The organism is Vulgatibacter sp. (assembly GCF_041687135.1).
GTDB lineage: Bacteria > Myxococcota > Myxococcia > Myxococcales > Vulgatibacteraceae > JAWLCN01.
This window is the reverse complement of sequence record NZ_JAWLCN010000008.1, coordinates 207,772-230,114: the sequence shown is the minus strand read 5'-3', so window position 1 is coordinate 230,114 and position 22,343 is coordinate 207,772. Positions and strand designations below refer to the sequence as shown.

The 22,343-nt window shown below is 71.6% G+C and carries 19 protein-coding genes, 1 tRNA gene and 2 pseudogenes; 10 read left to right on the top strand and 12 right to left on the bottom strand.

Annotated features, from left to right (window positions below):
- The first annotated feature begins 150 nt into the window (after positions 1–150).
- Positions 151–225: transfer RNA gene (locus ACESMR_RS18150), tRNA-Val, on the top strand.
- Between the two features lie 57 nt (positions 226–282).
- Here ACESMR_RS18150 and ACESMR_RS18145 read toward each other — a convergent pair.
- From ACESMR_RS18145 to ACESMR_RS18115, 7 genes and pseudogenes are all read right to left on the bottom strand, one after another.
- Positions 283–1,542, bottom strand: a complete 1,260-nt coding sequence (locus tag ACESMR_RS18145) for a c-type cytochrome (RefSeq protein ID WP_373048521.1) — start codon at positions 1,540–1,542, stop codon at positions 283–285.
- Positions 1,543–2,172: pseudogene (locus tag ACESMR_RS18140) on the bottom strand (cytochrome c oxidase assembly protein).
- Positions 2,169–2,546, bottom strand: a complete 378-nt coding sequence (locus tag ACESMR_RS18135) for a hypothetical protein (RefSeq protein ID WP_373048520.1) — start codon at positions 2,544–2,546, stop codon at positions 2,169–2,171. Before ACESMR_RS18135 ends, ACESMR_RS18140 begins: the two are co-directional and overlap by 4 nt.
- A 4-nt stretch (positions 2,547–2,550) precedes the next feature.
- Positions 2,551–3,504 (bottom strand): hypothetical protein, encoded by a 954-nt coding sequence (locus ACESMR_RS18130; RefSeq protein ID WP_373048519.1) that lies wholly within the window; start codon positions 3,502–3,504, stop codon positions 2,551–2,553.
- A gap of 172 nt (positions 3,505–3,676) precedes the next feature.
- Positions 3,677–5,011, bottom strand: a pseudogene (locus ACESMR_RS18125) (cbb3-type cytochrome c oxidase subunit I); the annotation flags it as partial.
- Positions 5,008–6,051, bottom strand: coding sequence for a c-type cytochrome (locus tag ACESMR_RS18120; RefSeq protein ID WP_373048518.1), 1,044 nt, complete (start codon positions 6,049–6,051; stop codon positions 5,008–5,010). The pseudogene ACESMR_RS18125 and the gene ACESMR_RS18120, both read right to left, overlap by 4 nt.
- Before the next feature lie 70 nt (positions 6,052–6,121).
- A complete protein-coding gene (locus ACESMR_RS18115; protein WP_373048517.1) occupies positions 6,122–6,301 on the bottom strand; it encodes a hypothetical protein in 180 nt (59 codons plus the stop codon).
- 170 nt (positions 6,302–6,471) lie between these two features.
- On the opposite strand from ACESMR_RS18115, the gene ACESMR_RS18110 reads away from it, so the two are divergent.
- Both ACESMR_RS18110 and ACESMR_RS18105 read left to right on the top strand, forming a co-directional pair.
- Positions 6,472–6,993 carry a metallophosphoesterase family protein gene (locus ACESMR_RS18110; protein ID WP_373048516.1) on the top strand — a complete coding sequence of 174 codons (522 nt, stop codon included), beginning with the start codon at positions 6,472–6,474 and terminating at the stop codon, positions 6,991–6,993.
- On the top strand, positions 6,990–8,177 hold the full coding sequence (locus ACESMR_RS18105; RefSeq protein ID WP_373048515.1) for a tetratricopeptide repeat protein: 1,188 nt from the start codon (positions 6,990–6,992) through the stop codon (positions 8,175–8,177). Before ACESMR_RS18110 ends, ACESMR_RS18105 begins: the two co-directional genes overlap by 4 nt.
- Before the next feature lie 6 nt (positions 8,178–8,183).
- On the opposite strand, the gene lexA is transcribed toward ACESMR_RS18105, so the two are convergent.
- Positions 8,184–8,882 (bottom strand): transcriptional repressor LexA, encoded by a 699-nt coding sequence (gene lexA / locus ACESMR_RS18100; protein ID WP_373048514.1) that lies wholly within the window; start codon positions 8,880–8,882, stop codon positions 8,184–8,186.
- A gap of 234 nt (positions 8,883–9,116) precedes the next feature.
- On the opposite strand from lexA, the gene ACESMR_RS18095 reads away from it, so the two are divergent.
- Genes ACESMR_RS18095 through ACESMR_RS18075 form a run of 5 tightly spaced genes read left to right on the top strand, consistent with a single transcriptional unit; the run spans position 9,117 to position 13,304 of the window.
- On the top strand, positions 9,117–9,626 hold the full coding sequence (locus ACESMR_RS18095) for a hypothetical protein (protein ID WP_373048513.1): 510 nt from the start codon (positions 9,117–9,119) through the stop codon (positions 9,624–9,626).
- On the top strand, positions 9,623–10,429 hold the full coding sequence (locus ACESMR_RS18090) for an MlaE family ABC transporter permease (RefSeq protein ID WP_373048512.1): 807 nt from the start codon (positions 9,623–9,625) through the stop codon (positions 10,427–10,429). Before ACESMR_RS18095 ends, ACESMR_RS18090 begins: the two co-directional genes overlap by 4 nt.
- Complete coding sequence (locus ACESMR_RS18085; RefSeq protein WP_373048511.1) at positions 10,426–11,241, top strand: ABC transporter ATP-binding protein; 816 nt, start codon at positions 10,426–10,428, stop codon at positions 11,239–11,241. The genes ACESMR_RS18090 and ACESMR_RS18085 overlap by 4 nt, the downstream gene beginning before the upstream one ends.
- Positions 11,241–12,356 carry an MlaD family protein gene (locus ACESMR_RS18080; RefSeq protein WP_373048510.1) on the top strand — a complete coding sequence of 372 codons (1,116 nt, stop codon included), beginning with the start codon at positions 11,241–11,243 and terminating at the stop codon, positions 12,354–12,356. The genes ACESMR_RS18085 and ACESMR_RS18080 overlap by 1 nt, the downstream gene beginning before the upstream one ends.
- Before the next feature lie 3 nt (positions 12,357–12,359).
- Positions 12,360–13,304, top strand: a complete 945-nt coding sequence (locus ACESMR_RS18075; RefSeq protein ID WP_373048509.1) for a hypothetical protein — start codon at positions 12,360–12,362, stop codon at positions 13,302–13,304.
- Here the strand turns inward: ACESMR_RS18075 and ACESMR_RS18070 are convergent.
- From ACESMR_RS18070 to ACESMR_RS18060, 3 genes are all read right to left on the bottom strand, one after another.
- Positions 13,301–14,563, bottom strand: a complete 1,263-nt coding sequence (locus ACESMR_RS18070) for a mechanosensitive ion channel family protein (protein ID WP_373048508.1) — start codon at positions 14,561–14,563, stop codon at positions 13,301–13,303. The genes ACESMR_RS18075 and ACESMR_RS18070 overlap by 4 nt on opposite strands.
- Positions 14,564–14,637: 74 nt before the next feature.
- Positions 14,638–15,522, bottom strand: coding sequence for a hypothetical protein (locus ACESMR_RS18065; RefSeq protein WP_373048507.1), 885 nt, complete (start codon positions 15,520–15,522; stop codon positions 14,638–14,640).
- Between the two features lie 78 nt (positions 15,523–15,600).
- Positions 15,601–18,804 carry an AsmA family protein gene (locus ACESMR_RS18060; RefSeq protein ID WP_373048506.1) on the bottom strand — a complete coding sequence of 1,068 codons (3,204 nt, stop codon included), beginning with the start codon at positions 18,802–18,804 and terminating at the stop codon, positions 15,601–15,603.
- 155 nt (positions 18,805–18,959) lie between these two features.
- On the opposite strand from ACESMR_RS18060, the gene ACESMR_RS18055 reads away from it, so the two are divergent.
- Complete coding sequence (locus ACESMR_RS18055) at positions 18,960–20,093, top strand: endonuclease I family protein (RefSeq protein WP_373048505.1); 1,134 nt, start codon at positions 18,960–18,962, stop codon at positions 20,091–20,093.
- A complete protein-coding gene (locus ACESMR_RS18050; protein ID WP_373048504.1) occupies positions 20,094–20,396 on the top strand; it encodes a hypothetical protein in 303 nt (100 codons plus the stop codon).
- Positions 20,397–20,465: 69 nt separating this feature from the next.
- Here ACESMR_RS18050 and typA read toward each other — a convergent pair whose 3' ends face one another.
- Positions 20,466–22,295 carry a translational GTPase TypA gene (gene typA, locus ACESMR_RS18045; RefSeq protein ID WP_373048503.1) on the bottom strand — a complete coding sequence of 610 codons (1,830 nt, stop codon included), beginning with the start codon at positions 22,293–22,295 and terminating at the stop codon, positions 20,466–20,468.
- Between the last annotated feature and the right edge of the window lie 48 nt (positions 22,296–22,343).

The following is a 22,343-nucleotide window of genomic DNA, read 5'->3' as shown; positions in this document are numbered from 1 at the left end:
TGCGCAACTGAAGGCGGGGGGCGCCGCCCTCGGGACGGGGGCGGCGCCCGCCAATTTCATCCGCGGAAGCGCTTCTTTTCGTTGACAGTTCGGGGTCGGATCCGGATACTCCGCCTCGCTGTTGACGAGGGGCACGCAGCCACGAGTTGCGGGCGATTAGCTCAGCGGTAGAGCACCGTCTTCACACGGCGGGGGTCGCTGGTTCGAAACCAGCATCGCCCACCAACAGCAAAACCCCGGATGGCTTCGAGCCCTCCGGGGTTTTTCTTTTTGGCCCTGCCGCTAGCGCGTGAGCCCCCCTGCCAGCGAGCCGTAGTAGGCCGCCACGTCGTGCATCTGCTCCGGCGTGAGATCGCCGGCGACGTGGTTCATCAGGTGGCCGTAGGCCGTGCCGCCGCGTTTGCCCCGGGCGAAGAGATCGAGCTGGAGCACCAGGTAGTCGGGATGCTGTCCGGCGAGGATCGGGTAGTGCTGGTTGCGCTCGAAGGCGACGCCGCCTTCCGGTAGCGGGCCGTGGCAGTCCGCGCAGGGCGGGATGCGCTGGGCCGGGATCCCTTCGCTCGCGATCACCGCGCCCCGTGCAGCGGCGGCAGCGTGCTTTGCAGCCGGGGTCGCAGGCCGCGGCGCCGCCTCCGCGTAATAGCGCGCCAATGCCGCGATCTGCTCCTCGCTCAATCCCGCCGCCACCGGCTGCATGATCCCGCTGTGGCGGGTGCCCTCCGCGTAGGCGGCGAGGGAGGCGGCGAGGTAGACCGCCCGCTGGCCAGCGAGCCTGGGGAAGGCGCTGGCTCCCTCACCCTCGCGGCCGTGGCAGCGCGCGCAGCTCTGCGCGACTGCTGCCGGCAGCTCGTGCTTCCCGAGCAGATCGCCCAGGGCCACCGGCTCTCCAGAGCCTGCAGCAGGCCCGTCGACGAGGGCCCGGTACGCCGCGCGATCGAGGGCGGGGAGCTTGCGGAGGAAGGCCACCATCGCCCAGACCTCGTCGTCCCGCTCGAGGGCGGGCCAGGCCGGCATGCCCGCGAATTTGATCCCGTGTTTGACGATGGTGAAGAGCTGCGCGTCGCTCCAGTCCGGCACGATCGGCGGCAGGTAGGGCGGGTCGGGGGTCATCGCTCCGGCGATCCGCGGCTGCGGGATCGCGGGGCTGCCGTGGCAGGGGGTGCAGCCGGTGTCGTAGTGGCCCGCGCCGCGGAGGACGAGCGCCGGATCGCCGAGGTGCCGGGGCGGCTCGATCCCCAGGCTGTGGAAGACCACCGTGCGCCTGGTGGCGAAGGTGAGCAGCCACTCGGTGATCGCCCAATGGCCGGAGCTGGCCTCGTTGGGCACCACCCCGGAGGCGATCACGAGGAAGCCGAAGAGCCCCACGAGCACGAGGGTGGCGGCAGCGGTCTTCGCCTTCTCGAGGAGCCATGCCTTCGGCTCGCGCCGTGGCTGCGCTGCTTGCGCCTGCGCCGCGCGGAAGGAGCGCACGCCGCGAAGGAGGCCGACGATCGCCGCGAAGGCCGAGAGCACGAAGAGCACCGCGCCGCGCAGCAGGCCCATCTACACCTCCTCGCCTGCCGCAGGACGCACGGCCCTGGCGCGGAGGAGGAGCTGCACGAGGAAGAGGCCGCCGGCGAGATAGGCCGCGCCGCCCGCGATCATGATCACGCCGCCGAGGGCCTGATCGGCCAGGGCCTCCGCGCCGCCGCCGTGGGCGTAGAGCACCCGGGGCGAGAGCGCGACGAGCACGCCGAGCAGGGTCATGTGCATGAAGGTGAGGAGGAGGGCGATCGCCCCTGCTCCGGCGCGGCTGCTGCCGCTGCGGGCGCCGCCGCCGAGCGCTGCGATTCAGACGGCGAGACCGGCGAAGAGGAAGCTGCCCTGCTCGAGGAAGACGCCCCCTGCCGTGTGGCGGGCGACGTGGTGGAGCGCCGGCGCGTGCCAGCTCCACACCACGAAAAACTCGAGCATCGAGGCCGGGATCGGCGCGAAGAGGCGGGGCAGGCGCCGCACCGGATCGAGGCGGCTCCCGGCGAGGGCCAGCGCCAGCAGCGGCGCCGCCACCGCCACCACGCCCATGTGCATCGCCATGTGGGCGTGGAAGGCGCTCGCCGCGAGGCCCGGGAGCGGCCCCAGCCAGAGCCCGGCGAGGGCAGCGAGCCCGAGGGCGGCGAGGGCGACCCGGCTCAATTGCACGTCTCCAGGAAGAGCGCCGCGAGGCCGGCGTAGATCACGCCGACCGCGCTCATGGCCGAGAGGAGCAGGGTGGCCAGCCCGATGAGCCGGTGCCTGTCGCCGGGGGTGTCGTAGTCGTGGGGGACCTTTCCGCCGCCGGCGCGGTGGTGGCGCCAGCCGATGGTGCCGGGGATCGCGATGCCGGCGAGCGCCAGCGCCGTGTAGATCGCGATGGCGATCCGCGCGCCGTCGAGCGAGCCGTCGCGGCCTGCGATCTTCGCGCACCAGACCGCCGCCGTGGCGTAGCTGAGCACGAAGTGCGCCGCCCATATCAAGGGGCCCACCGTGATCAGCCAGAGGCTCTCTTTTCGCTCGGGGTAGTCGCGCATGGTTTCAGGCCAGGAGCGGAAAGCCCGCGATCACGGCGACGGTGGCGACCACCGTGATCCCGAGGAAGTGCCAGAAGAGCAGCGTGTTGGTGATCTCGGCGTCGTGGCGTGCGCTCATCCGCCCGGCGATCCGGCGGGCGACGCAGTAGAGCTGCATGAGCGCGCCGATGCCGACGTGGAGCGCCGTCCAGATCACCAGCACCCAGACGATCGCCGGGTAGACGTCGCTCACGGGATCGAGGCCGGTGACCCAGGGCCCCGCGAGGAGGGCGGCGGTGCCGGCGAGGGAGAGGCCGACGCCGAGGAGGAGCGCGAGGTAGTAGCGCCCGCTGCGATCCGCCGCGTTCCACCTGCGGGCGAGGGCGGTGAGGATCCACGAGGCGACGAGGAGCGCCGCAGCGAGGAGCGGCCAGAAGAGGCCAGGTCCCGGTGCGGGCTGCGGGACGAAATCCTCGTGCACGGTCCAGTAGAAGAAGTAGCCGAAGACCAGGGAGACGAAGGCCACCATGTCGCCGAGCATGGTGATGAAGACCGCCCACCACCCGGCGGACGCAGGGCCCGAGAGGTAGAGGGGCAGCTCGAGCCCGAGGCCGACGTTTTTGGTCTCCTTCTCGGGGATGGTGCCGGTGCCGGTCCAGATCCAGGTGAGGAGGAAGACGAAGGCGAGCGCGCCGCTTGCGAGCGCGAGCCACCAGAAATGGAAGGTGGCGAAGATGAAGCTCCCGCCGGTGAAGAGCGCGGCCCAGAAGGTGAGGAAGCTGGGGCCGGTGACCCGCAGGCATTGGATCGGCCGCGCGTCGATGGTGGTGGAGATGAGCGTCTCGCGTTTTCCCTCCTCCGCATTCGGCAGGTAGAAGCGCCCCTCGTCCACGTCGCGGACGAAGTTCGGCTGATCCCTGAGGGGATAGCGGCTGTCGATCTCGGGGATCGAGCGCACGCCCCACGGCTTGTCGGGCACCTCCGCGAGCCACTCGAGCGTGCCCGCGCCCCAGGGGTTGCGCGGCGCGTAGGGGACCTTGCCCTTCGGGCCGCACCACGTCCCAGATCACGACGGTGATCCCGGCGGCGAGGACGAAGGCGCCGGTGGTGGAGACGAGGTTGAGCAGGTCGAATCCGAGATCGGGGGCGTAGGTGAAGACCCGGCGGAGCATGCCCCGCAGCCCGGTGAGATGCATCGGGAAGAAGGTCACGTGGAAGCCGGCGAGCATCACCCAGAACGCCCGCCGCCCCCACCGGTCGGAGAGCTTCTTCCCGGTGACCATCGGGTAGAAGTAGTAGAGGCCGCCGACCACCGGAAAGAGCGCGCCGCCGATGAGCACGTAGTGCAGGTGACCGACGACGAAGTAGGTGTCGTGGGCCTGCAGGTCGAAGGGCACCATCGCCACCATCACGCCGGTGGGGATCGCCACCGCCTCGGACGCGGCGGAGAAGAGCGCCAGCGAGATCCCCGGCATCCCCGTGGTGAACATGTGGTGGACCCAGAGGCCGAAGCTGATGAAGCCGGTGCCCACCGCTGCGAGCACGATCCAGCCGTAGCCCACGATCGGCCTGCGGGCGAAGGTGGGGACGATCATCGCCACCAGCGCCACCGAGGGGAGGAAGACGATGTAGACCTCCGGGTGGCCGAAGATCCAGAAGAGGTGCTGCCAGAGCAGCGGATCGCCGCCGCGGGCCGGATCGAAGAAGGGCCAGTGGAGCGTGCGCTCGAGCTCGAAGAGGATGTCGCCGGCGATGAGCGGTGGGAAGGCGAAGAGGATCATCCCCGCCACCACCAGCACGTACCAGGCGTAGAGCGGGATCAGGTTGATCCGCATCCCCGGCGGCCGGGTCTTGAGCACGCCGACGATCAGCTCCACCGCAGCGGCGATCGACGCGATCTCGATGAAGGAGAGGCCGAGGAGCCAGATGTCGGCGCCGACGCCCTCGTCGTAGGTGGTGGTGAGCGGCGGGTACATGAACCAGCCGCCGGTGGGCGCTGCGCCGAAGAAGATCGAGCCGCAGACGAAGATGCCGCCGAGGGCGAAGCAGTAGAAGGAGTAGGCCGAGAGGCGGGGAAAGGGCAGGTCCCTGCAGCCCAGGAGCTGCGGCAGCACCAGGATCGAGAAGCCTTCGAAGATCGGAATGGCGAAGAGGAACATCATCACCGTTCCGTGCAGCGTGAACACCTGGTTGTACTGATCGGCGGTGAGGAGATCGCCGTTCGGGAAGGCGAGCTGCAGCCGCATCAGGAGGGCGAGGACACCGCCGAAGAGCAGGAAGAGGAAGGCGCCGACCGTGTACCACTTGCCGACTTCGCTGTTGTTGACGGCGGACCAGTAGCGCCAGCCCGTCGGCGTCTTCCACGCGGCGAGGAGCCGCTCGGCCTGCGCGCGGCGGAGCGCCTCTGAGGGCTCGCGCTGCAGCGGCTCCACGTCGCCCGGGGCGGTGACGGGCGCCTGGTGCTCGGCGTTCGGCGGGCGGGTCATTCGAGGCCGTCCAGCCAGGCGGCGATCGCCGTGAGGTCATCCGCCGGGAGCATACCGAAGGCGGGCATGCGTACCTCGGGTTTGAGGTGGTTCGTGCTCGCGATGAAGCGCGCGAAGCCTTCCCTGTCGTTGGGGAGGAGGCCGGCGCCGATGCTGTGGCGGCCGCCGACGTGGGTGAGGTCGGGACCGAGGACGCCGTCGGCCTCGGTGCCGCGGACGGTGTGGCAGGCGCCGCAGCCGTTGCCGAGGAAGAGCGCGCGGCCCCGGGCCTCGAGGGCCGTCGACGGCTCCTTCGCCGGCGCCGCCTGCTGCGCGAGCCAGCGCTCGAAGGCCGCCTTCTCCATCACCTCTGCGTAGAAGTTCATCCGGGCGTCGGAGGCGCCGCAATACTCGGCGCAGGCGCCGCGGAAGAGGCCGGTGGTGGTGGGCTGCAGGGCGAGGCGGTTCTTCCTGCCGGGGATCATGTCGATCTTGGGGCCGAGGGAGGGGATCCAGAAGGAGTGGATCACGTCGGGGCTCTCGACCAGGAACTCCACCGGCTCGCCCACCGGCAGGCGGATCTCGTTGGCGAGGGGAACGGGATCACCTCCCGGCGGCAGGTAGTGGACCCGCCACCACCACATCTCGCCGGAGATCTGGATCTGCAGGCTGCCGTGCGGCGCCGGCGCGACGAGATCGGGCAGGAGCGCGAGGCCGTAGAGGAGGTAGCCGGCAAGGACCACGCTGGGGAAGACGGCGCCGCCGCCGACGATGATCCAGGCGGCGGGACCGCGGGTCTCGTCGGCGATCCTTCGCCCCTCGCCGCGGGCGTTGCCGCGCCGGATCGCGACGAGGGTGAGGGCCATCACCGCCAGCCAGATCGCTGCGGCGCCCACGACGGAGATCCAGAAGAGCGTGGCGATCCGTTTCGCCCCCACGCCTGCCGGCGCGAGCGTCGACTGGATCCCGTCGCAGCCGCAGAGCAGCAGCGCCGCCCCGAGGAACGGGAGCGCTGCTGCACGGCGCAGCCGGATGCGGTGGGCTGCCTCTGGTTCGAGCACCGAGCGGCTCCCCTCTTCGAAGGACCGCCGAAGATGGGCAGCGCCGTCGGATGCGGCAACCGCGGGCCCGCTACTCGGCCTCTTCCGTCGCCCAGTTGCGCAGCCTGTCGAGCTCGCGCTCCACCAGCTCGCGGACCCACGCGTCGTTGCGCGAGCGGACGCCGACGATCCGTTCCGCCTCCGCGGCGACCGACGCGGGAAGGTGAACCACCCAGGTGTCGCCGGTTGCGTTCGTCTCTTCGTTGGCCATGACCCATCCTCCTCGAGGCAGTGGGGGAGCGCAGCGCTGCAGGTTTGCTGCAGCGGCAGTATCCCGCCGTGCTTGGTGTTCCGACCAGTGCCGCGCCGGAGGCTGTCGCCTGCCGGTCGTTGCGCGGTCCGCCGTGGACGCGCGCAGTGCCGGTGGGCAACGTGGCGTGCATGCGCATCGGCCTCGTCTCCGACACCCACGGACGTTTCGACCCCAGGCTCCCCGAGCTCCTCGCGGGCTGCGAGCGGATCCTCCACGCGGGGGACGTGATGGGGGCCGCCGTGATCGAAAAGCTGGCGGCCATCGCGCCCACCGCAGCGGTCCGGGGCAACAACGACCGGGACGCCTTCGGCGCCACGCTCCCCGAGGTGTTGGTGGAATCGGTCGGGGAGCTAAGCGTGCTGGTGATCCACGAGCTGGGCAAGCCGGAGAAGCTCCTCCCCGCAGCCCGGCAGGCGATCGAGCAGGCGGCGCCGCAGCTGGTGATCTACGGCCACTCCCACAAACCCGCGATCGAGGTCCGCGACGGCAGGCTCTACGTCAACCCGGGGAGCTGCGGTCCGAGGCGCTTCTCGCTCCCCCGGTCGATCGCGATCCTCGACCTGCGCCGGAATCGTGCGCGCGTGGAGTTGTTGGACCTCGAAGGAAGCGGGCGGCAGAGCCTCCTCGAGCCCGCGGAGGTCGCTTTTTGAAGGATCGGTTGCGGACGGGTTTGCTCTGGACGGTGGCGGTGGGGTCGATGGCGGTGGGGCTGCTCGGCGCCGCCTTGCCCCGCGGCGAAGCAGGCGACGGCAAGGAGCACCGGGCGGAGGCGCAGCGCCTCGCTGCGGTGCAGCGCCTCGCCGAGGGGGATCCCGCGGAGGCGACCCGCGCCGCCCTCGACGCCCTCGCCCTCGATCCCGACGATGCCGAGGCCTGGGTCCTGCTCGGTGATCTGCGCAGCAGGCAGGAGCGGTGGGGCGAGGCGGAGGCAGCCTACGAACGCGCCACCGAGCTCGACGGCCACCGCTTCCGCCCCTGGCTCCAGCTCGGCAAGGTCTACCGGGCGGTGGGCAGGCCGGCAGCGGCGCGGGAGGCGATCGGGAAGGCCCGGGAGCTCGACCCCGACCACCCCGAGGCAGCGAGCGAGGCGGCTGCCCTGGCGGAGGAGCGGGGCGACCTCCAGCACGCAGCGGACCTCCTCGCCCAGGGGGCCCGCCGCGCCAGGGGCGAGCGCCGGGCGAACCTCCAGGCCCGCCTCGCGACGCTCCACGAGCGGCGCGGCGACGGGGAGGCTGCCGTGGTGGCGCTCCGGGCCGCTGCAGCAGCGGCGCCCCGCGATCCCGAGCGGTGGGCGGCGCTGGCTGCAGCCTGGGAGAAGGAAGGGGAGGGCGCCGAGGCGGCCCTCGCCCTGGAGCGCCAGGCTGCCCTCGAGCAGGCGCCAGCGCTCTGGGAGCGGGCCGGCGATCTCCACGCGGTGAGCGGTGCAGCCGAGAAGGCCTTCGCCGCCTATGCCCACGCCAACGAGCGCGAAGACCGCCCCGCCGCCTGGTTGGGCATCGCCCGCCTCCGCCTCGCCGCAGGCGACGCGGCGGGAGCAGGCCAGGCTGCCGACCGGGCCCTCGCTGCCCGCCCGACAGACGACCGTCCCGCCATCGCTGCGGCGATCGGGACGCTGCTGGTCGATCTGGGCAGGGCCGCGGATGCAGCCCGGGTGCTCCACCCGCTTGTCCGTCGCTCCGGCGATCCGATGCTGGTCGATACCCTCGCCAGGGCGCAGGCCAGCGCCGGCCAGGAGCGCAAGGCCCTGGGCACCTGCAGGCAGCTGCGCCTGCAGGCCTCCGGTACCGCCCCGGGCCTCTTCTGCCAGGGGCTGCTCGGCAGGCAGACCGGCTGACGACGCCTACTCGAGGTTGCGGAAGACGCCCACCGCGATGCCGAGGATCTGGATCGCCCGCGCGTCCGCCTTGCGTACGTAGATCGGCTGGAGCCGCGGGTTGGAGGGCTGCAGCCGGATCCGGTCCCCCTCGGGGAAGTAGCGCTTCACCGTCGCCTCCCCCTCGATCATCGCCACCACGATCTCGTTGGTCCGGGCGGTCTCCTGTTTCTTCACGAAGAGGATGTCGCCGTCGTAGATCCCGTCGCCGATCATCGAGTCGCCGCTCACCCGCAGCGCGAAGACCGATCCCCTGGCCCCGCCACGACCGAGGAGATTGGGATCGATCCGCACGGTGCTGTCGAGGTTCTCCTCCGCGAGGATCGGCGCACCGGCCGCCACCTTGCCGAGCAGGGGCACCTCGAGCAGATCGTCGTTCGCCGCGGCCTTCCGGGGCAGGGCGGTGGAGACGTTCTCGGCGAGCGGCACGTCGGTGCCGAGTGCATCCCAGGCCTTCGGGGTCGGCACCAGCGCCCGGCTCTTCATCTCGCCGCGGGCGAGGAACCCCTTGCGCTCCAACGCCTTGAGATGATCGTTCACCCCGTTGGTCGAGCGGATCCCCATCGCCGTGCCGATCTCGCGAATCGTCGGTGGAAAGCGCTGCTGCTGGATGTGCTGGGCGATGTACCCCAGGATGGCGAGCTGTCGTTCGGTGAGCTCTTCCATGACCCCTCCGTACTATGAACAGAAGTTTGGGTGAACGGACGAGCAGAGTCAAGGGAAGGAAGAGGCGGCCGCTCGCCCGGATGGGGGGCACCAGCCCGTGCCCCGTGGGCAAGGCCCGCCGCCGGAATTGCCTGCCGCTGCCCGGGGTTGGGCCCGGCAATGCGGGATCCTTTGTTGCCGGCTCGACGGAGCGGCGTATATGTTCCGCCCCCGTTCGAAACCGGCAGGCTCAAGATGGCGCGACGACTGGCAGTCCTCACCCTGGCGCTCACCGCCACTGCGTGCGGAGGCGGCGGTACCCTCCGGGACGGCACCTTCCGTGACGCGGAGGCGAGCTACCGCCTGGGCGCGCTCCCCGACTCGTGGGAGCGCGTCGCCTTCAGCGACAACGATCTCGCCTGGACCGACGGCGCCGGCAGGGTGATCGCCGTCAACGCCCTCTGCGATGGCCACGGCGATCCCAGCCTCAAGGTCCTCACCGACCACCTGCTCCTCGGCTTCGAGGAGCGCGAGATCCTCGAGCGCGAGCAGATGGAGATCGCCGGCCGCGGGGCCCTGCGCACCAGGGCCAACGCGAGACTCGACGGTGTGCCGGTGGAGATGGAGCTCACGCTCCTCAAGAAGGGCGGCTGCGTCTACGACCTGATCTACACCGCGCCGCCAGGGACCTTCGGCGTCCGCGCGGCAGACTACCGGGCGCTGGTGCAGGGCTTCTCCACCGACGCGGACGCGAGGCAGCCGTGACCCCGGAAGCCTCCGTCGCCCCGTCGCGCCCGTCGCGCCTCGCAGCGCTGCTGCCGGCGGTGCACGCAGCGGCGCTGCAGCTGGGCGGCGCCTCCCAGCTTCTGTTCAAGGTCTTCACCAGCGGCCTGCGCAGGCCCTGGGAGTGGCGCGCGCTGCTCCAGCAGATCGAGCACATCGGCGTCCGCTCCACCTCGATCGGCACCCTCACCGCGCTCTTCGCGGGGATGGTGCTCGCGGTGCAGTTCGGCTTCTTCATGGCGAAGTTCGGCATCGCCTACGCCATCGGCCGCGTGCTCGCGCTCTCGGTGCTCCGCGAGCTCGGGCCCGTGCTCACCGCCCTCACCGTGGGGGGCCGGGTCGGCTCGGGCATCGCCGCGGAGCTCGGCTCGATGCAGGTCACCGAGCAGATCGACGCCATCCGCGCCCTCGGCGCCGATCCGGTGAAGAAGCTGGTGGTCCCGCGGGTGCTGGCAGCGATGATCTGCCTGCCGCTCATCACCGTCTTCGCCGACGTGGTGGCGCTCGTCGCCGGCGCGGTGATGTCGAAGTCGATCTACGGCATCTCCTACGTCGAGTTCTACCGGCAGGCGATGGACGCGGTCTTCCTGAACGACTTCACCTCCGGGATCTTCAAGGCGATGATCTTCGGGCTGCTGATCGCCATCGTCGGTTGTTACAAGGGCTTCACCACCACCGGCGGCACCGAGGGCGTCGGCCGCTCCACCACCGAGACCGTCGCCATCTCCGGCATCGGCGTGCTCGTCTCCGACTTCCTCGTCACCAAACTCCTCCTCGCCCTGTGAACGCACCGTCCACCAGACCGCAGCTGCCGCCGCTCTCCGCCCACGACCTCCTGGCGCAGCCCGGCGAGGAGCTGATCCGCTTCGACGGGCTCTTCAAGGCCTTCGGTCCCAAGAAGATCTACGAGGGGCTCGACCTGGACGTGCGCCGCGGCGAGACCCTCACCGTCATCGGCGGATCCGGCACCGGCAAGAGCGTGCTGCTCAAATGCCTGATCGGCCTGCTCCGTCCCGACGCCGGCACGATCACCTTCGACGGACGTGAGCTCACCGGCCTCTCCGAGGACGGCTTCATCCCGGTGCGCCGCAAGATCGCGATGCTCTTCCAGGGCGCCGCGCTCTTCGACTCCCTCTCGGTCGGCGAGAACGTGGCCTACCCGATCCTCGAGCACTTCCCGAAATGCCCGCCGGCGGAGGTCGCCGACCGGGTGGCGGAGAAGCTCGAGATGGTGGGCCTGCCCGGCATCGAGAAGATGCGCCCGGCGGACCTCTCCGGCGGCATGAAGAAGCGCGTGGGCCTCGCCCGCGCCATCGCCGTGGATCCCGAGGTGGTGCTCTACGACGAGCCCACCACCGGCCTCGACCCGATCAACACCCGGCGGATCAACGAGCTGATCGTGAAGCTCAACGAGCAGCTCCACGTGACCTCGATCGTGGTGACCCACGACATGGACTCCGCCTACATGGTCTCGCATCGCATGGCGATGCTCTACAACCACCGGATCCTCGCCAGGGGCACCGTCGAGGAGATGCGGCACTCGGATCTGCCCGAGGTGCGCAATTTCGTCCGCGGCATGGTGGGCGGAGAAGATTGATGGAAACCGAGAAGCGCGTCACCGCCCGCGTCGGCCTCTTCGTGATGGTGGGGCTCGTGCTCTTCGCCGCTGCAGTCTTCCTGCTCGGCGCCGAGCGCGGCGTCTTCAGCCGCTACACCGAGTACACCGCCTCCTTCACCTCGATCGAGGGGCTGAAGGCGGGCTCGCCCGTGCGCCTCGCAGGCGTCGAGGTGGGCCAGGTCACCGCGATCACCTTCTACGACGATCCGAACGACAAGCGCGTGCAGGTGCGCTTCCGCGTCCTCGCCAAATACGGGGACCGGATCCGCGGCGACAGCCAGGCGTCGGTCGGGTCCCGCGGCCTCCTCGGCGACAAGGTGATCGACATCACCCTGGGCTCGGCGACGCAGCAGGTGGTGGCCGAGGGCGGCGAGCTCCTCGCGGCGCCGGCGGCCGACTACACCGAGATGCTCAAGAAGGGCGGGGCGGTCCTCGACAACGCGGTGACGATGACCAACGACCTCAAGGAGATCATCGCCGCCTACAACACCCCGGAGGTGAAGGACGACCTCGTCGGCCTCATCTCCTCCAGCCGCGACGTGGTCGAGCAGGTGAAGAGCGGCAAGGGCGCGCTCCACACGCTGATCTACGACGCGAAGACCGGCGCCGAGGTGAAGCGGATGGTCGGCGACGCCGCGGCGATCGCCGCCCGCACCGACGCAGCCGTGGGTCGGGTCGATCGGATCCTCGCCCAGGTGCAGAGCGGCAACGGCCTCGTCGGCGCGATGCTCTACGACCCGGCAGGCAAGGCGGCGGTGCAGGACCTCTCCAACGTCGCCAACGAGATCGGCGCCCTCGCCACCGCCGTGCGCACCGAGAAGGCGGGCCTGCTCCACCAGCTCGTCTACGGCGGCGAGGATGGCCAGCCGAACATGGGCGAGGAGCTCGCGGCCGCGGCCCGCGACATGCGGCTCGTGGTGGCGAAGATCAAGGAAGGCGACGGCTCCCTCGGCGCGCTGATCAACGACCCGACGGTCTACGAGGACCTCAAGGGGATCCTCGGCAACGTGAAGCGCAACCGCATCCTCCGCGAGCTGGTGCGCTACTCCATCTCGCAGAGCGACGAGATCGAGCAGTACGGCAAGAAGGAGTAGGCCTTGACCCCAGGGGAGCACGAGGCCGTCTCCGCCCGCCTGGTGGCGCCGCCGCCGGTGCAGGCGCGCCTCGTGCGGCCGCCCCGGCAGCGCGCCCTGCGCCTCGTCGGCGCGGCGCTCGCACAGGCCCGCCACCTCCGGCTCCCCTGGCTCCTGCTCGGGGCGGCCCGCCTCCTCCGGGCTGCGGGCTGGTCGGCGCCGCTGGTCGTCCTCGTCGGCGGTTTCCGCGCCGCCCTCGCGCGGCTGGGGGATCCCTTCGCCGCCGCGGTGCACGTGATCGCCGATCCCGCCGTGCTCCTCCCCGCCTTCGGCCTCGGCGCCAGCGCGCTCCTCGCCGGGGCGCTGGTGGAGCTCGCCGGCCTCGCCCTCGGGCTGCCCGCCCTGGCCGCCCGCCTCGGCACGGCGCCAGCCCCGTCACCGCAGGCAGCGACCTTCGGGCCACGCCTCGCCGCGCTTCTGCAGACCGGCGCCCTGTTGCTGCTCGCCGCCTGCGTCTGGGCAGCGGCGGTGGTGCCGCTCCTCGCGGTGGCGGCGCAGACCTGGCTCGCCTCCCGCCAGGCGAGCGGCGCCGGCGCGCTGCTGGCGTCGGTGGGCCTCGCGCTGGTGGGGAGCATCACCCTCGGCGGATCGCTCCTCTTCCGCCTCGCGGCGGAGGCGGCGCTGGTGCGGGTCGGCGCCTTCGGCGGCGGGCCGCTTGCCGGAATCTACGAGGGCTTTGCCCTGGTGCTCCGCAAGCCCGCGGTGCTCCTCGGCGCGGTCTACCTGGTGGCGGTGGCCGGCGCGCTGGCGGGACTGGCCTTCGGCATCCCCGCTGCGCTCTCGCCCCCGGGCGCCGCAGGCTTCGCCCTGCGCGCCTTCGTGGAACTCGCCACCGCCGGGGCGACTGCGCTCCTCGCCCTGGCGCGCCTCGGCGTCTTCGTGCAGGCGGCGGCGGAAACGCGCCCTTAGTCGATCGGCTTACCCGCCGCGTCCACCCGCTGCTGCTGCTCGCGCGGGTAGCCGGGGAAGATCCGATCGGCGTAGTCCGGCCGGCGGTAGGCGCCGAGGACCGCCAGGGTGAGCCGGGACTTCCAGACCCGCCGCCCCCGGGCCGGCACGAGGTAGCGCACCGCGATCTCCGTCCACGACTCCACCGGCGTGAGGAAGACCTCCGGCTCGGTGGCGATGGGGATCTCGAGCCCCTGCTGCCGCAGCACGTCGGCGTACCGCCGCGCCGGCTCCGCCATCGCCTCGCCGATCTCCGCCGCCACCGCCTGCCGCGCCACCTCGGCGGCGAAGGGCAGGTCCGACTCGTTGGCGACCGTCACCGCGATCTCGTCCCAGACCCAGGGAAAATCCCGGGTGTAGTTCACCACCGATCCAGTGAGGATCTCGTGGTTGGGAATGGTGATCAGCCTGCCGGTGGGCTGCTCGGCCTGCACGGGCCCCGGCCGCTCCCGCCCGCCGATCTCCCAGATCGTGGTGGTGAGCACGTCGATCCGGAAGACGTCGCCGTAGGTCTCGCCCACCGCGATCCGATCGCCGACCCGGTAGTAGCCGCGGAACGAGTTGAGCAACCAACCCGTGAAGCTCTCGATCGGCGTCTGCAACGCCCAGGAGAGGGCGAGGCCCACGAGGCCCACCGAGCCGAGCAGCCCGCGGATGTCGCCGGCGATGACGCTGACCGCGATGCCACCGGCGAGGACCCACACCGCGAAGCCGACCACCGCGGTGAGGGCGGTGGCCCGGGCCCAGCCCGGCACCACGCGGCGGAGCACCAACCGGGTGAGGCGGAAGACGATCCACGCGGCGATGAGCGCCGCCAGCGCCACCAGCAGCCGGGGCAGCCCGCGGACGAAGCGCTCCGCGAGGCCGGCGGCCACCCCGCGGGCCTGCTCGCCGGTGGCCCGGGCCACCTCGCGCGCCTCGGCGGCCTGCGGCTCCACCGCCTCGAAGATCGGGGCGCCGCCAGCGGCTCCACCTGCGCCACCTGCCGCCGTCTGCTCGGCGGCGGGGGCCGCGGCCTCCGGCTGCGCCACCGCCTCCTCGCCGAGCAGCGCGAGGACGAGCCCCGTCATCGCCACCGCGACGATGGTCGCCTGCTTGAAGGAGCGCAGGGAGAGCTGCGCGGTGCCGAGCGCACGGGAGGCGCCGCGGCCTCGTCCCGGGCGCGTTCGTCTCGTCTGGCGCCGCACGGGGCGGCGGCTGGTGCGGGGCGGGCGCTGCATCGGCTCCATCCCGAGGCTGCGCACCGGAGCCGCCAGCCGCAAGCGCGCCTGCCCTGCTGCAGGCCTTCCGGTGGTCAGGGCAGATCGAGGTCGCGTTCGGCCAGCGCCCGATCCAGCGCCGCCTCGTCGAGCTCGAAGCCGCTGCGCGCCTTGGTGGCGAAGCGGGTGGCCCGGTAGATCGGCGTCTCGAAGTAGCGGAAGGCCTCGCGGGTGCGGGGGAGGACGAGCGGCCCCGGCTGCCACTCGAAGGCCCGGCCCTGTGCGTCGCGCACGCAGCCCAGGTGCACCGCCCAGGCGACCCGCGGCAGGCTGTAGCCGGCGAGGTCGCGGCGCAGGGCGGCGAAGCGCCCCTCCTCGCGCGGATCCACGAACATCCACCGGGGATGGTAGAGGAAGGCGTTGTGGTACCACTGCGGCCACGAGACCAGCGCCGCGCTTCCCTGCCGGCGGGCGCCGAGGACGAGGATCTCCTCGACCTCCGGGCCGATGCCGAGACCCGGGTGGCGCTGGCCCGGCAGCGGGGGCCGGGCCCGGGAGAAGGCGCCGTGGGGGTTCTCGATCGAGAGCCACTCGACCACGTAGAAGGGCAGATCCGCGAGCTTGCCGGGCAGGCCCAGGTCACGGCCGAGGGCGGTGCGGGCGCGGAGCTCGAAGAAGACGGCGCCGTCCTCCTCCTTGAGCTTGAGCACGTGGAGGAAGGGATCGCGGGTGTCGATCTCCACGTCGATCGTCTCGATCCCGTGGACCTTCACCAGCTCGATGAGCCCGTAGATCTCCGCGACCCGGCGGATCCCCGCCTCCGAGTAGGTGCCGAGGAAGAGCGCGCTCTGCGGCTCGTCGATCGACCACTCCGCGCCGGCGGCGAGCTCCTCGGGGCCGAGCTCGTCGTAGCGGGACGCGAAGCGCTTGCCCACCTCGCTCCGGCGGTTGCGCGCGTCCTTGTCGGAGGGCCCGGTCATGGCCGGAGCATACCCCTTCCATCCGGGGAGTGGATCCAGCCCGCCCCGGGGCGTTCCCCGGGGCGTTGCGGCGCCGGATCAGAAGCCGAAGCGGTTCTTCAGCTTCTCGGCTTCCTGCCGGGCCTTCTGCCTGGCGCGATCCTCCGCCTCCTGCTTGCGGCGCCGCGCCTCGGCCTCGGCCTTCGCCTTCGCAGCGTCGGCCTCCTCCCGGGCCCGCGCCGCCGCCTCCTGCGCCTTCCCGACCGCCTCGCTCGCGGCAGGACCCGCGAGCTTCTCCACCGCCTGCTGCGCCTTGCCGGCGAGGCAGCCCTTCGCGACGACGAGGCCGAGGGCCTTCGCATCCGGCTGGACCGCCGGCTTCTTCGCGGGGCCGGTGATCCGGAGCGGCACCGCCGCCTCCTTCTCGAGGGTGCAGCGGTTGCCGGTGACCTTCGCCACCAGCTGCGGCGAGACGAAGTAGGTGCCGTCGAGGAAGAGGTCGCCGCCGATCCCCACCGCGCCGCCGAGCTCCACCCGGTTGCCGTCGAGCTGCAGCTTCACCGGCTTCGTCAGGTTCATCCGGCCCTTCTCCACCGCGAAGGAGGCGAGGAGGTTCCGGATCTCTCCCTCGGAAGCGAGCTGCTGCTGGCCGACGCCGGGGACCTCGGCGAGGCCGCCGAGGACCGACGAGGTGATCGCCGCCGCCGAGATCCGGCCCTGGGCGAGCTGGAGGTTCCAGCCGCCGGTGAGGTGCTCTTCCAGCGCCTCGCGATCGAAGCCGACGCCGTCGAGCTGCAGGTCGAGGTCCCCCTTGCCACCAAGGACGCCCTCGCTCTCGAACTCGCCGGCGAGGAGGCGGGCCACATCGACGTTCTCGGCGACGAGGCGGGCCTTGAAGGGGATCTGCCCCCGCCAGATCTCCGCCTCGGTGCCGGTGGCGCGCACGGTGCCGCCGTAGAGTCCGAAGCTCGCCTTCTCGATCCGGAGCACGCCGTCCTCGAGGACGATGTTGCCCCGCAGGTTCTCGAGGTCGCGCTGCTGGACCCGGGCCTTGTCGACGGCGAAGGACGCGGTGAGAGCGATCGATCGGAGGGAGGGATCGTCCTCGCGGACCGCCACCTCGCCACCCTCGTCGGCGGGCTCCTCCGGCGGGAAGAACTCGTCGAGATCGAGAAAGCGCGACTGGAGCTGGGCGGTGACGGCGGGTGCGGCCAGGTTGCGGACCGTGGCGGTCGCCTGCAGATCGCTCCTGCCGATCGCGAGGGCGAAGCGCTGCAGATCGACCGAGAGCGTGGAGATGTCGGCGGGGTTGCCCTTCACCTGCACCGCTGCCTCCACCATGCCGCCGCGGACGCGCTCGATCGGGATCGCCGGGACGGTGCGGGCGAACTTCTCCAGGTCGAGGGGGAGCAGCACCACGTCGAGGGCGGCGCCGCCAGGGCCGAGGGCGCCGGTGGCGCGCATCTGCAGCTCGGCGAGGCGCACGTCGAATTTCTCGAAGGAGAGGGTCTCGCCCTTTCGCGCTGCGGCGAGGTCGACGACGAGCGGGGTCGCTGCCGCCTTCTGCAGGGTGCCGGGGATCCGGATCACCGACTCGCCTGCGTCGAGGAGGAGCCCGCCCTTGATCGAGCCCGCCGGGTCGCCGTTGGCGTAGACCCGCGCCCGCACCGCGCCCCGCACGGTGGTGTCGGGGAGCTGCAGATCGACGTCCTGGAGTCCGAAATCGAAGTTCGCGGCGAGCTTGCCCGGCGCGCCCTCGAGGTGGCCCGAGAGCGAACCCCTGCCCGCAGCCTTCGTCTGCTGCGCCGCGAGCTGCTCCGCAGCCTGCGGGAGCAGGCGCACCAGCCGGTCCACGGAGAAGGGCTTCGCCGCCAGGTCGAAGTCGTAGGTGGGGGCGGCGAAGTCGCGGACCTTGCCGGTGAGGTCCAGGTCGAGCTCGTCGAGGCGCAGGTTCGCCTTGCGGAGCGCCGCGCTGGACGGGGTGAAGTCCCCCTCGACCCGCAGGGCGAAGGGCGTCCCCTTCGGCTTGGCGAAGGTGCCGGGGAGCAGGACGTCGACCTGCCCCGCGTCGAAGGTGAGGTTGAGGCTCTGCTGGGCAGCGGTGCCGCTGGCCCGCAGATCGAGGGTCGCAGCACCTTCGAAGGTGGCGCCTTCTGGCAGCGAGGCCCGGAGCATCGGCAGGGCGCCGAGGAGCACCTGGGGATCGAGGGTGCTGCTGCGGACGAGGAAGTTCTCGAATCGCGGCGCGGCGCCGAGATCGTGGACCGCACCGGAGGCGGTGACGTCGACGCTGCCCAGCTGCAGGCGGATCTGCTCGACGCGGGCCGAGAGGGTGCGCAGGTCGGCGTCGAGCTCCGCTGCGAGGCGCACGTCCGTGGGCACGCCGCCGTCGATGTGGAGCCCCTTCACGGCGACGAAGCCCGCCAGCTCGAGGGGCCGCGCCGCCTGCAGCTCGGGGACGGCGAAGTCGGCCTCCAGCACGCCGGCCTGCAGCGGGATCGGCAGGTAGGGGCGGGCAGGGGCGAGGTCGAGGCCGTCGACCCTGGCGCGGATGCCGCGCATCGCCGGGATCCCCTCGAAGCGGAGGTCCGCGGGGATCTCCACGGTGGCGGCGAGGTCGACGTTGCGCTTCTCGGCGAAGGCCGCAGCCTGCAGCTCCACGGTGAGGGGGCCGCCGAGCGCCACGTCGCGCAGGCGCAGGTCGAGGTCGCGGACCGTCGACTCCACCGGCGCGCCGCCCGGGGCCGCACGGTCGACGAGGCGGATGGTGGCGCCGCCGAGGCGGACCTCGTCGATCGAGAGCCGCTGGAGCAGCGCGAGCAGGCCGGGATCGATCCCCTCGTCGCGCTTCTTCTCCGCGGCGGGCTCCGCCGGATGGCGGGCGAGGATGTCTTCGATGGAGAGGCTGCCGTCCGCCCTGCGGACCAGCTCGATCTCGACGCCGTCGAGGTAGATCGCGTCCAGGGCCACCTCGCTGCCGCCCGAGAGGAGGGCGCCGAAAAGGTCGAGGTCGAAGCCGGCGGACGCCACCTGCAGCAGCGGCGCGTCGTCGGTCGCCCCCGGCGCAGCGGCGATCGTGATGCCGTCGATCCGCGCGCCGAGGGTGGGGAAGAAGCGGGTGGAGATCGCGCCCAGCTCCACGTCGCGGCCGAGCTGCTTCTCGACCTCGGGCTCGTATTTCGCCACCTGCGCCCGGACGAGGGCGTCGACGTCGAGGAGCCAGAAGGCCAGCGCGCTGGCGCCGACGAAGAGGACCGCCAGCGCCGCTGCTGCGGCCAGGGTCCAGGTGATCAGGCGCTTCATGGGGAACCTCGCTTTGCTTTCGGCAATCGATCGGCAGCCTAAGCGAAAAGCCCGGGAGCGGGGGCGAACGATCGAGGCTGGAGCGCTGGAACCGCGGGCGGCCGACCGGCCTTCCCCCGATTGGCTCTGGGGGCGGACGGTGCTACGAAGGCGCCGTGCGCACGCTCCCGCTGCTTCTCCTCGCCCTCCTCGTCGTCGCCTGTGCACCGGGCGAGGACCCGCCGGATGCCGGCTGCGCGGAAGGCTGCGGGGGCGGCGGCGGAGGCTGTGCCACGCCCGTGCCGCCGGCGGACTGCCCGGCGGAGCGGGTGGCCGAGACCATCGACCTCACCAACGGCTGTCCGATCCTGGTCTGCGGCGCCTGCCCGAAGGTGGAGGTGCCGGCCTGCGACGACGGCAGCCTCGAGGCGACCAGCGACGAGGCCACCGGCTGCGCCACGAGCTGGCGGTGCGTGCGCTGCGAGGAGCCGCCGGTGCCGAGCTGCCCGGGCGGATCGCCGGTGGCGCAGGTCGATCCTGCGACGGGCTGCACCACCGCGTGGGGCTGCGAAGGCTGCCCGCCCGTCGATCCGCCGGGATGCGAGGCGCCCACGGAGGTGGTCGATCCCGCCACCGGCTGCACCACCGCCTGGCGCTGCCCGGCGGATCCCTGGGCCGAGGTGGAGGCGCTGCGCGGGGCGGCGCTGGTGGAGGGGCTCCACGATCGCGTGGCGGGCCACCGCGCCCTCTCCTACGACGGCGCCCGGGACGAGATCTTCGGCTCCCTCGACGTGGTCGATGGCCAGATCGAGTGCATCTACACCGGCAGGAAGACGCGGCCGGACGGCACCCGCACCCCTGGCGACATGAACACCGAGCACAGCTGGCCGCAGTCGGAGGGGGCGGACACGGTGCCGGCGCGCAGCGATCTCCACCACCTCTTCCCCACCGACATGGACGCCAACAGCAGGCGCGGCTCGCTGGAGTTCGGGGAGACCGACTGCGCCCGGTCGAGCTGCAGCTGGACCGGCGGCGGCTCGGAGGTGGGCCCCTCGCTCGCGGGGGGCGGCACCATCTTCGAGGTGCGTCCCGCGTACCGCGGCGAGATCGCCCGGGCCCATTTCTACTTCTCGGTTCGGTACCGCCTCTCCATCGGCCAGGCCGAGGAGGCGGTGCTGCGGCGCTGGCACGACGAGGATCCGCCGGGCGCCCGGGAGCGCGCGCGCAACGATGGCATCGAGCTGCTGCAGCAGAACCGCAACCCCTTCGTCGACAGGCCCGACTTCGTCGGCCGGATCGCGGACTTCTAGATGAGCCTGCAGCTCCTCTTCGCCGTCTTCGCGGCGACGATCCCGGCGGTGCTCTTCGCCACCGCGCCGGTGCTCCTCCTCGCCCGGCTGCGGAGCTGGAGCTGGGGCCGGGCCGCCGCGTGGGCGGCGGGGCTCTCGGCCCTCCTCGCCGTCGTCTCCTTCGCCATCGTCTCGACGCTGGTGGCAGGTGGCCTGCGGCCGATCCACGGCGCAGCCGCCGTGCTGGTGGCAGCTGCCGAAGCGCTCTGCCTGGTGGGTCTCGTCGCCCTCGGCTCGCGCCTCGTCGACGCCGCCCAGCGCTGAAAGCGCAGGAACACGAACGGCCCCCCGGGAAGAACCGGGAGGCCGTCTCGTGCTCGAAGAGCGTCTGCCTTACGCGGTGCCGCGCTTGCGATCGCGCTCCGCGCGCGAGCGCGCATGCGGATCGAGCTCCCGCTTGCGGATTCGGATGCTCTTCGGGGTCACCTCGACGAGCTCGTCTTCGGCGATCCACTCGAGGGCCTTCTCGAGGCCCATCTCGCGGGGCGGCGTGAGCATCACGTTCTCGTCGCGGCCGGAAGCGCGGATGTTGGTGAGCTTCTTCTCGCGGGTGACGTTCACCTCGAGATCGTGCGGGTGGGCGTTCTCGCCGACCACCATGCCGCCGTAGACGGGCACGCCGGGACCGAAGAAGAGGGTGCCGCGCTCCTGCAGCGAGAAGAGCGAGTAGGCCACGGTCTCGCCGTCGCGATCGGAGACGATCGAGCCGCTCTGGCGCTTCGGGATCGCGCCCTGCCACGGCTCCCAGCCGTCCGACTCGCTCGACATGATGCCTTCGCCGCGGGTCACGGTGAGGAACTCGTTGCGGAAGCCGATGAGGCCGCGGGCGGGGATGCGGAACTTCACGCGGGTGCGGCCCGAGCCCATCGGCTGCATGTCCATCATCCGGCCCTTGCGGGTGCCGAGGCGCTCGGTGACGGCGCCGACCGAGGTGTCGGGGACGTCGCAGTAGAGCATCTCCATCGGCTCGAAGACCTGCTCGTCCTCGACCTTGGTGAGGGGGACGGGGTTCGAGGCGGTGAGCTCGTAGCCCTCGCGGCGCATGGTCTCGATGATCACCGCGAGCTGGAGCTCGCCGCGGCCGATCACCTCGAAGGCCTCCGGCTTGTCGGTGTCGCGGACCTTGATCGCCGGGTTCCGGTACGCCTCGCGGTAGAGGCGGTCGCGCAGGTTGCGCGAGGTGACGTACTTGCCTTCCTTGCCTGCGAAGGGACCGTCGTTGACGCGGAAGACCATCATCATGGTCGGCTCGTCGACGTGGAGGCGCTCGAGGGCCGCGGGCTTCTCCAGCGAGGCGAGGGTGTCGCCGATGGAGATGTCCTCGATGCCGGCGAGCATGATCACCTCGCCTGCCTCGGCCTGCTCGATCTCGACGCGCTTGAGGCCGTGGAAGCCGTAGAGCTTGACCACGCGGCCCTGCTCGACCTTGCCGCCCTCGCGCATCACCGCGATCTGCTCGTTGAGACGAACCTTGCCGGCGTAGATGCGGCCGACGATGAGGCGACCGACGAAGTCGTCGTAGTCGAGGTTGTTGACGAGCATCTGGAAGGGCGCCTCGGCGTTCACCTTCGGCGCGGGCACGTGCTCGAGGATCGCGTCGAAGAGCGGCTTCAGCGTCTCGCCGGGGACGTCGAGGGAGAGCGACGCCTTGCCCTCGCGGCCGACGGCGTAGATCACCGGGAGCTCGAGGAGCTTCTCGTCGCCGCCGAGGTCGATGAGGAGCGAGTAGACCTCGTCCAACACCTCCTGCGGGCGTGCGTCCTGGCGGTCGATCTTGTTGATCACCACCATCGCCGGCAGGCCGAGGGCGAGCGCCTTGCTCATCACGAAGCGGGTCTGCGGCAGCGGCCCTTCGGCTGCGTCCACCAGCAGGATCACGCCGTCGACCATGCGGAGCGCGCGCTCCACCTCGCCGCCGAAGTCGGCGTGGCCCGGGGTGTCGAGGATGTTGATCTTCACGCCCTCGTAGGTGACGGCCGTGTTCTTCGCGAGAATGGTGATGCCTTTCTCGCGCTCCAGATCGTTGGAGTCCATCACGCGCTCGGCCACGTGCTCGTTGGCGCGGAAGGTGCCGGCCTGCCTGAGCATGTGGTCGACCAGCGTGGTCTTGCCATGGTCGACGTGGGCGACGATGGCGATGTTGCGAAGCTGCTCGCGATTCAAGCGCTACCTCGAAGGAGGGGAAAAGAAATTGTCCCCTCCAAGACGGGC

Coding starts and splice junctions, on each gene's coding strand:
- ACESMR_RS18095 (WP_373048513.1), top strand. CDS start 9,117: ATGGCGCGACGACTGGCAGTCCTCACCCTGGCGCTCACCGCCACTGCG.
- ACESMR_RS18110 (WP_373048516.1), top strand. CDS start 6,472: ATGCGCATCGGCCTCGTCTCCGACACCCACGGACGTTTCGACCCCAGG.
- ACESMR_RS18065 (WP_373048507.1), bottom strand. CDS start 15,522: ATGACCGGGCCCTCCGACAAGGACGCGCGCAACCGCCGGAGCGAGGTG.
- ACESMR_RS18135 (WP_373048520.1), bottom strand. CDS start 2,546: ATGCGCGACTACCCCGAGCGAAAAGAGAGCCTCTGGCTGATCACGGTG.
- ACESMR_RS18080 (WP_373048510.1), top strand. CDS start 11,241: ATGGAAACCGAGAAGCGCGTCACCGCCCGCGTCGGCCTCTTCGTGATG.
- ACESMR_RS18070 (WP_373048508.1), bottom strand. CDS start 14,563: ATGCAGCGCCCGCCCCGCACCAGCCGCCGCCCCGTGCGGCGCCAGACG.
- ACESMR_RS18060 (WP_373048506.1), bottom strand. CDS start 18,804: ATGAAGCGCCTGATCACCTGGACCCTGGCCGCAGCAGCGGCGCTGGCG.
- ACESMR_RS18115 (WP_373048517.1), bottom strand. CDS start 6,301: ATGGCCAACGAAGAGACGAACGCAACCGGCGACACCTGGGTGGTTCAC.
- lexA (WP_373048514.1), bottom strand. CDS start 8,882: ATGGAAGAGCTCACCGAACGACAGCTCGCCATCCTGGGGTACATCGCC.
- ACESMR_RS18145 (WP_373048521.1), bottom strand. CDS start 1,542: ATGGGCCTGCTGCGCGGCGCGGTGCTCTTCGTGCTCTCGGCCTTCGCG.
- ACESMR_RS18050 (WP_373048504.1), top strand. CDS start 20,094: ATGAGCCTGCAGCTCCTCTTCGCCGTCTTCGCGGCGACGATCCCGGCG.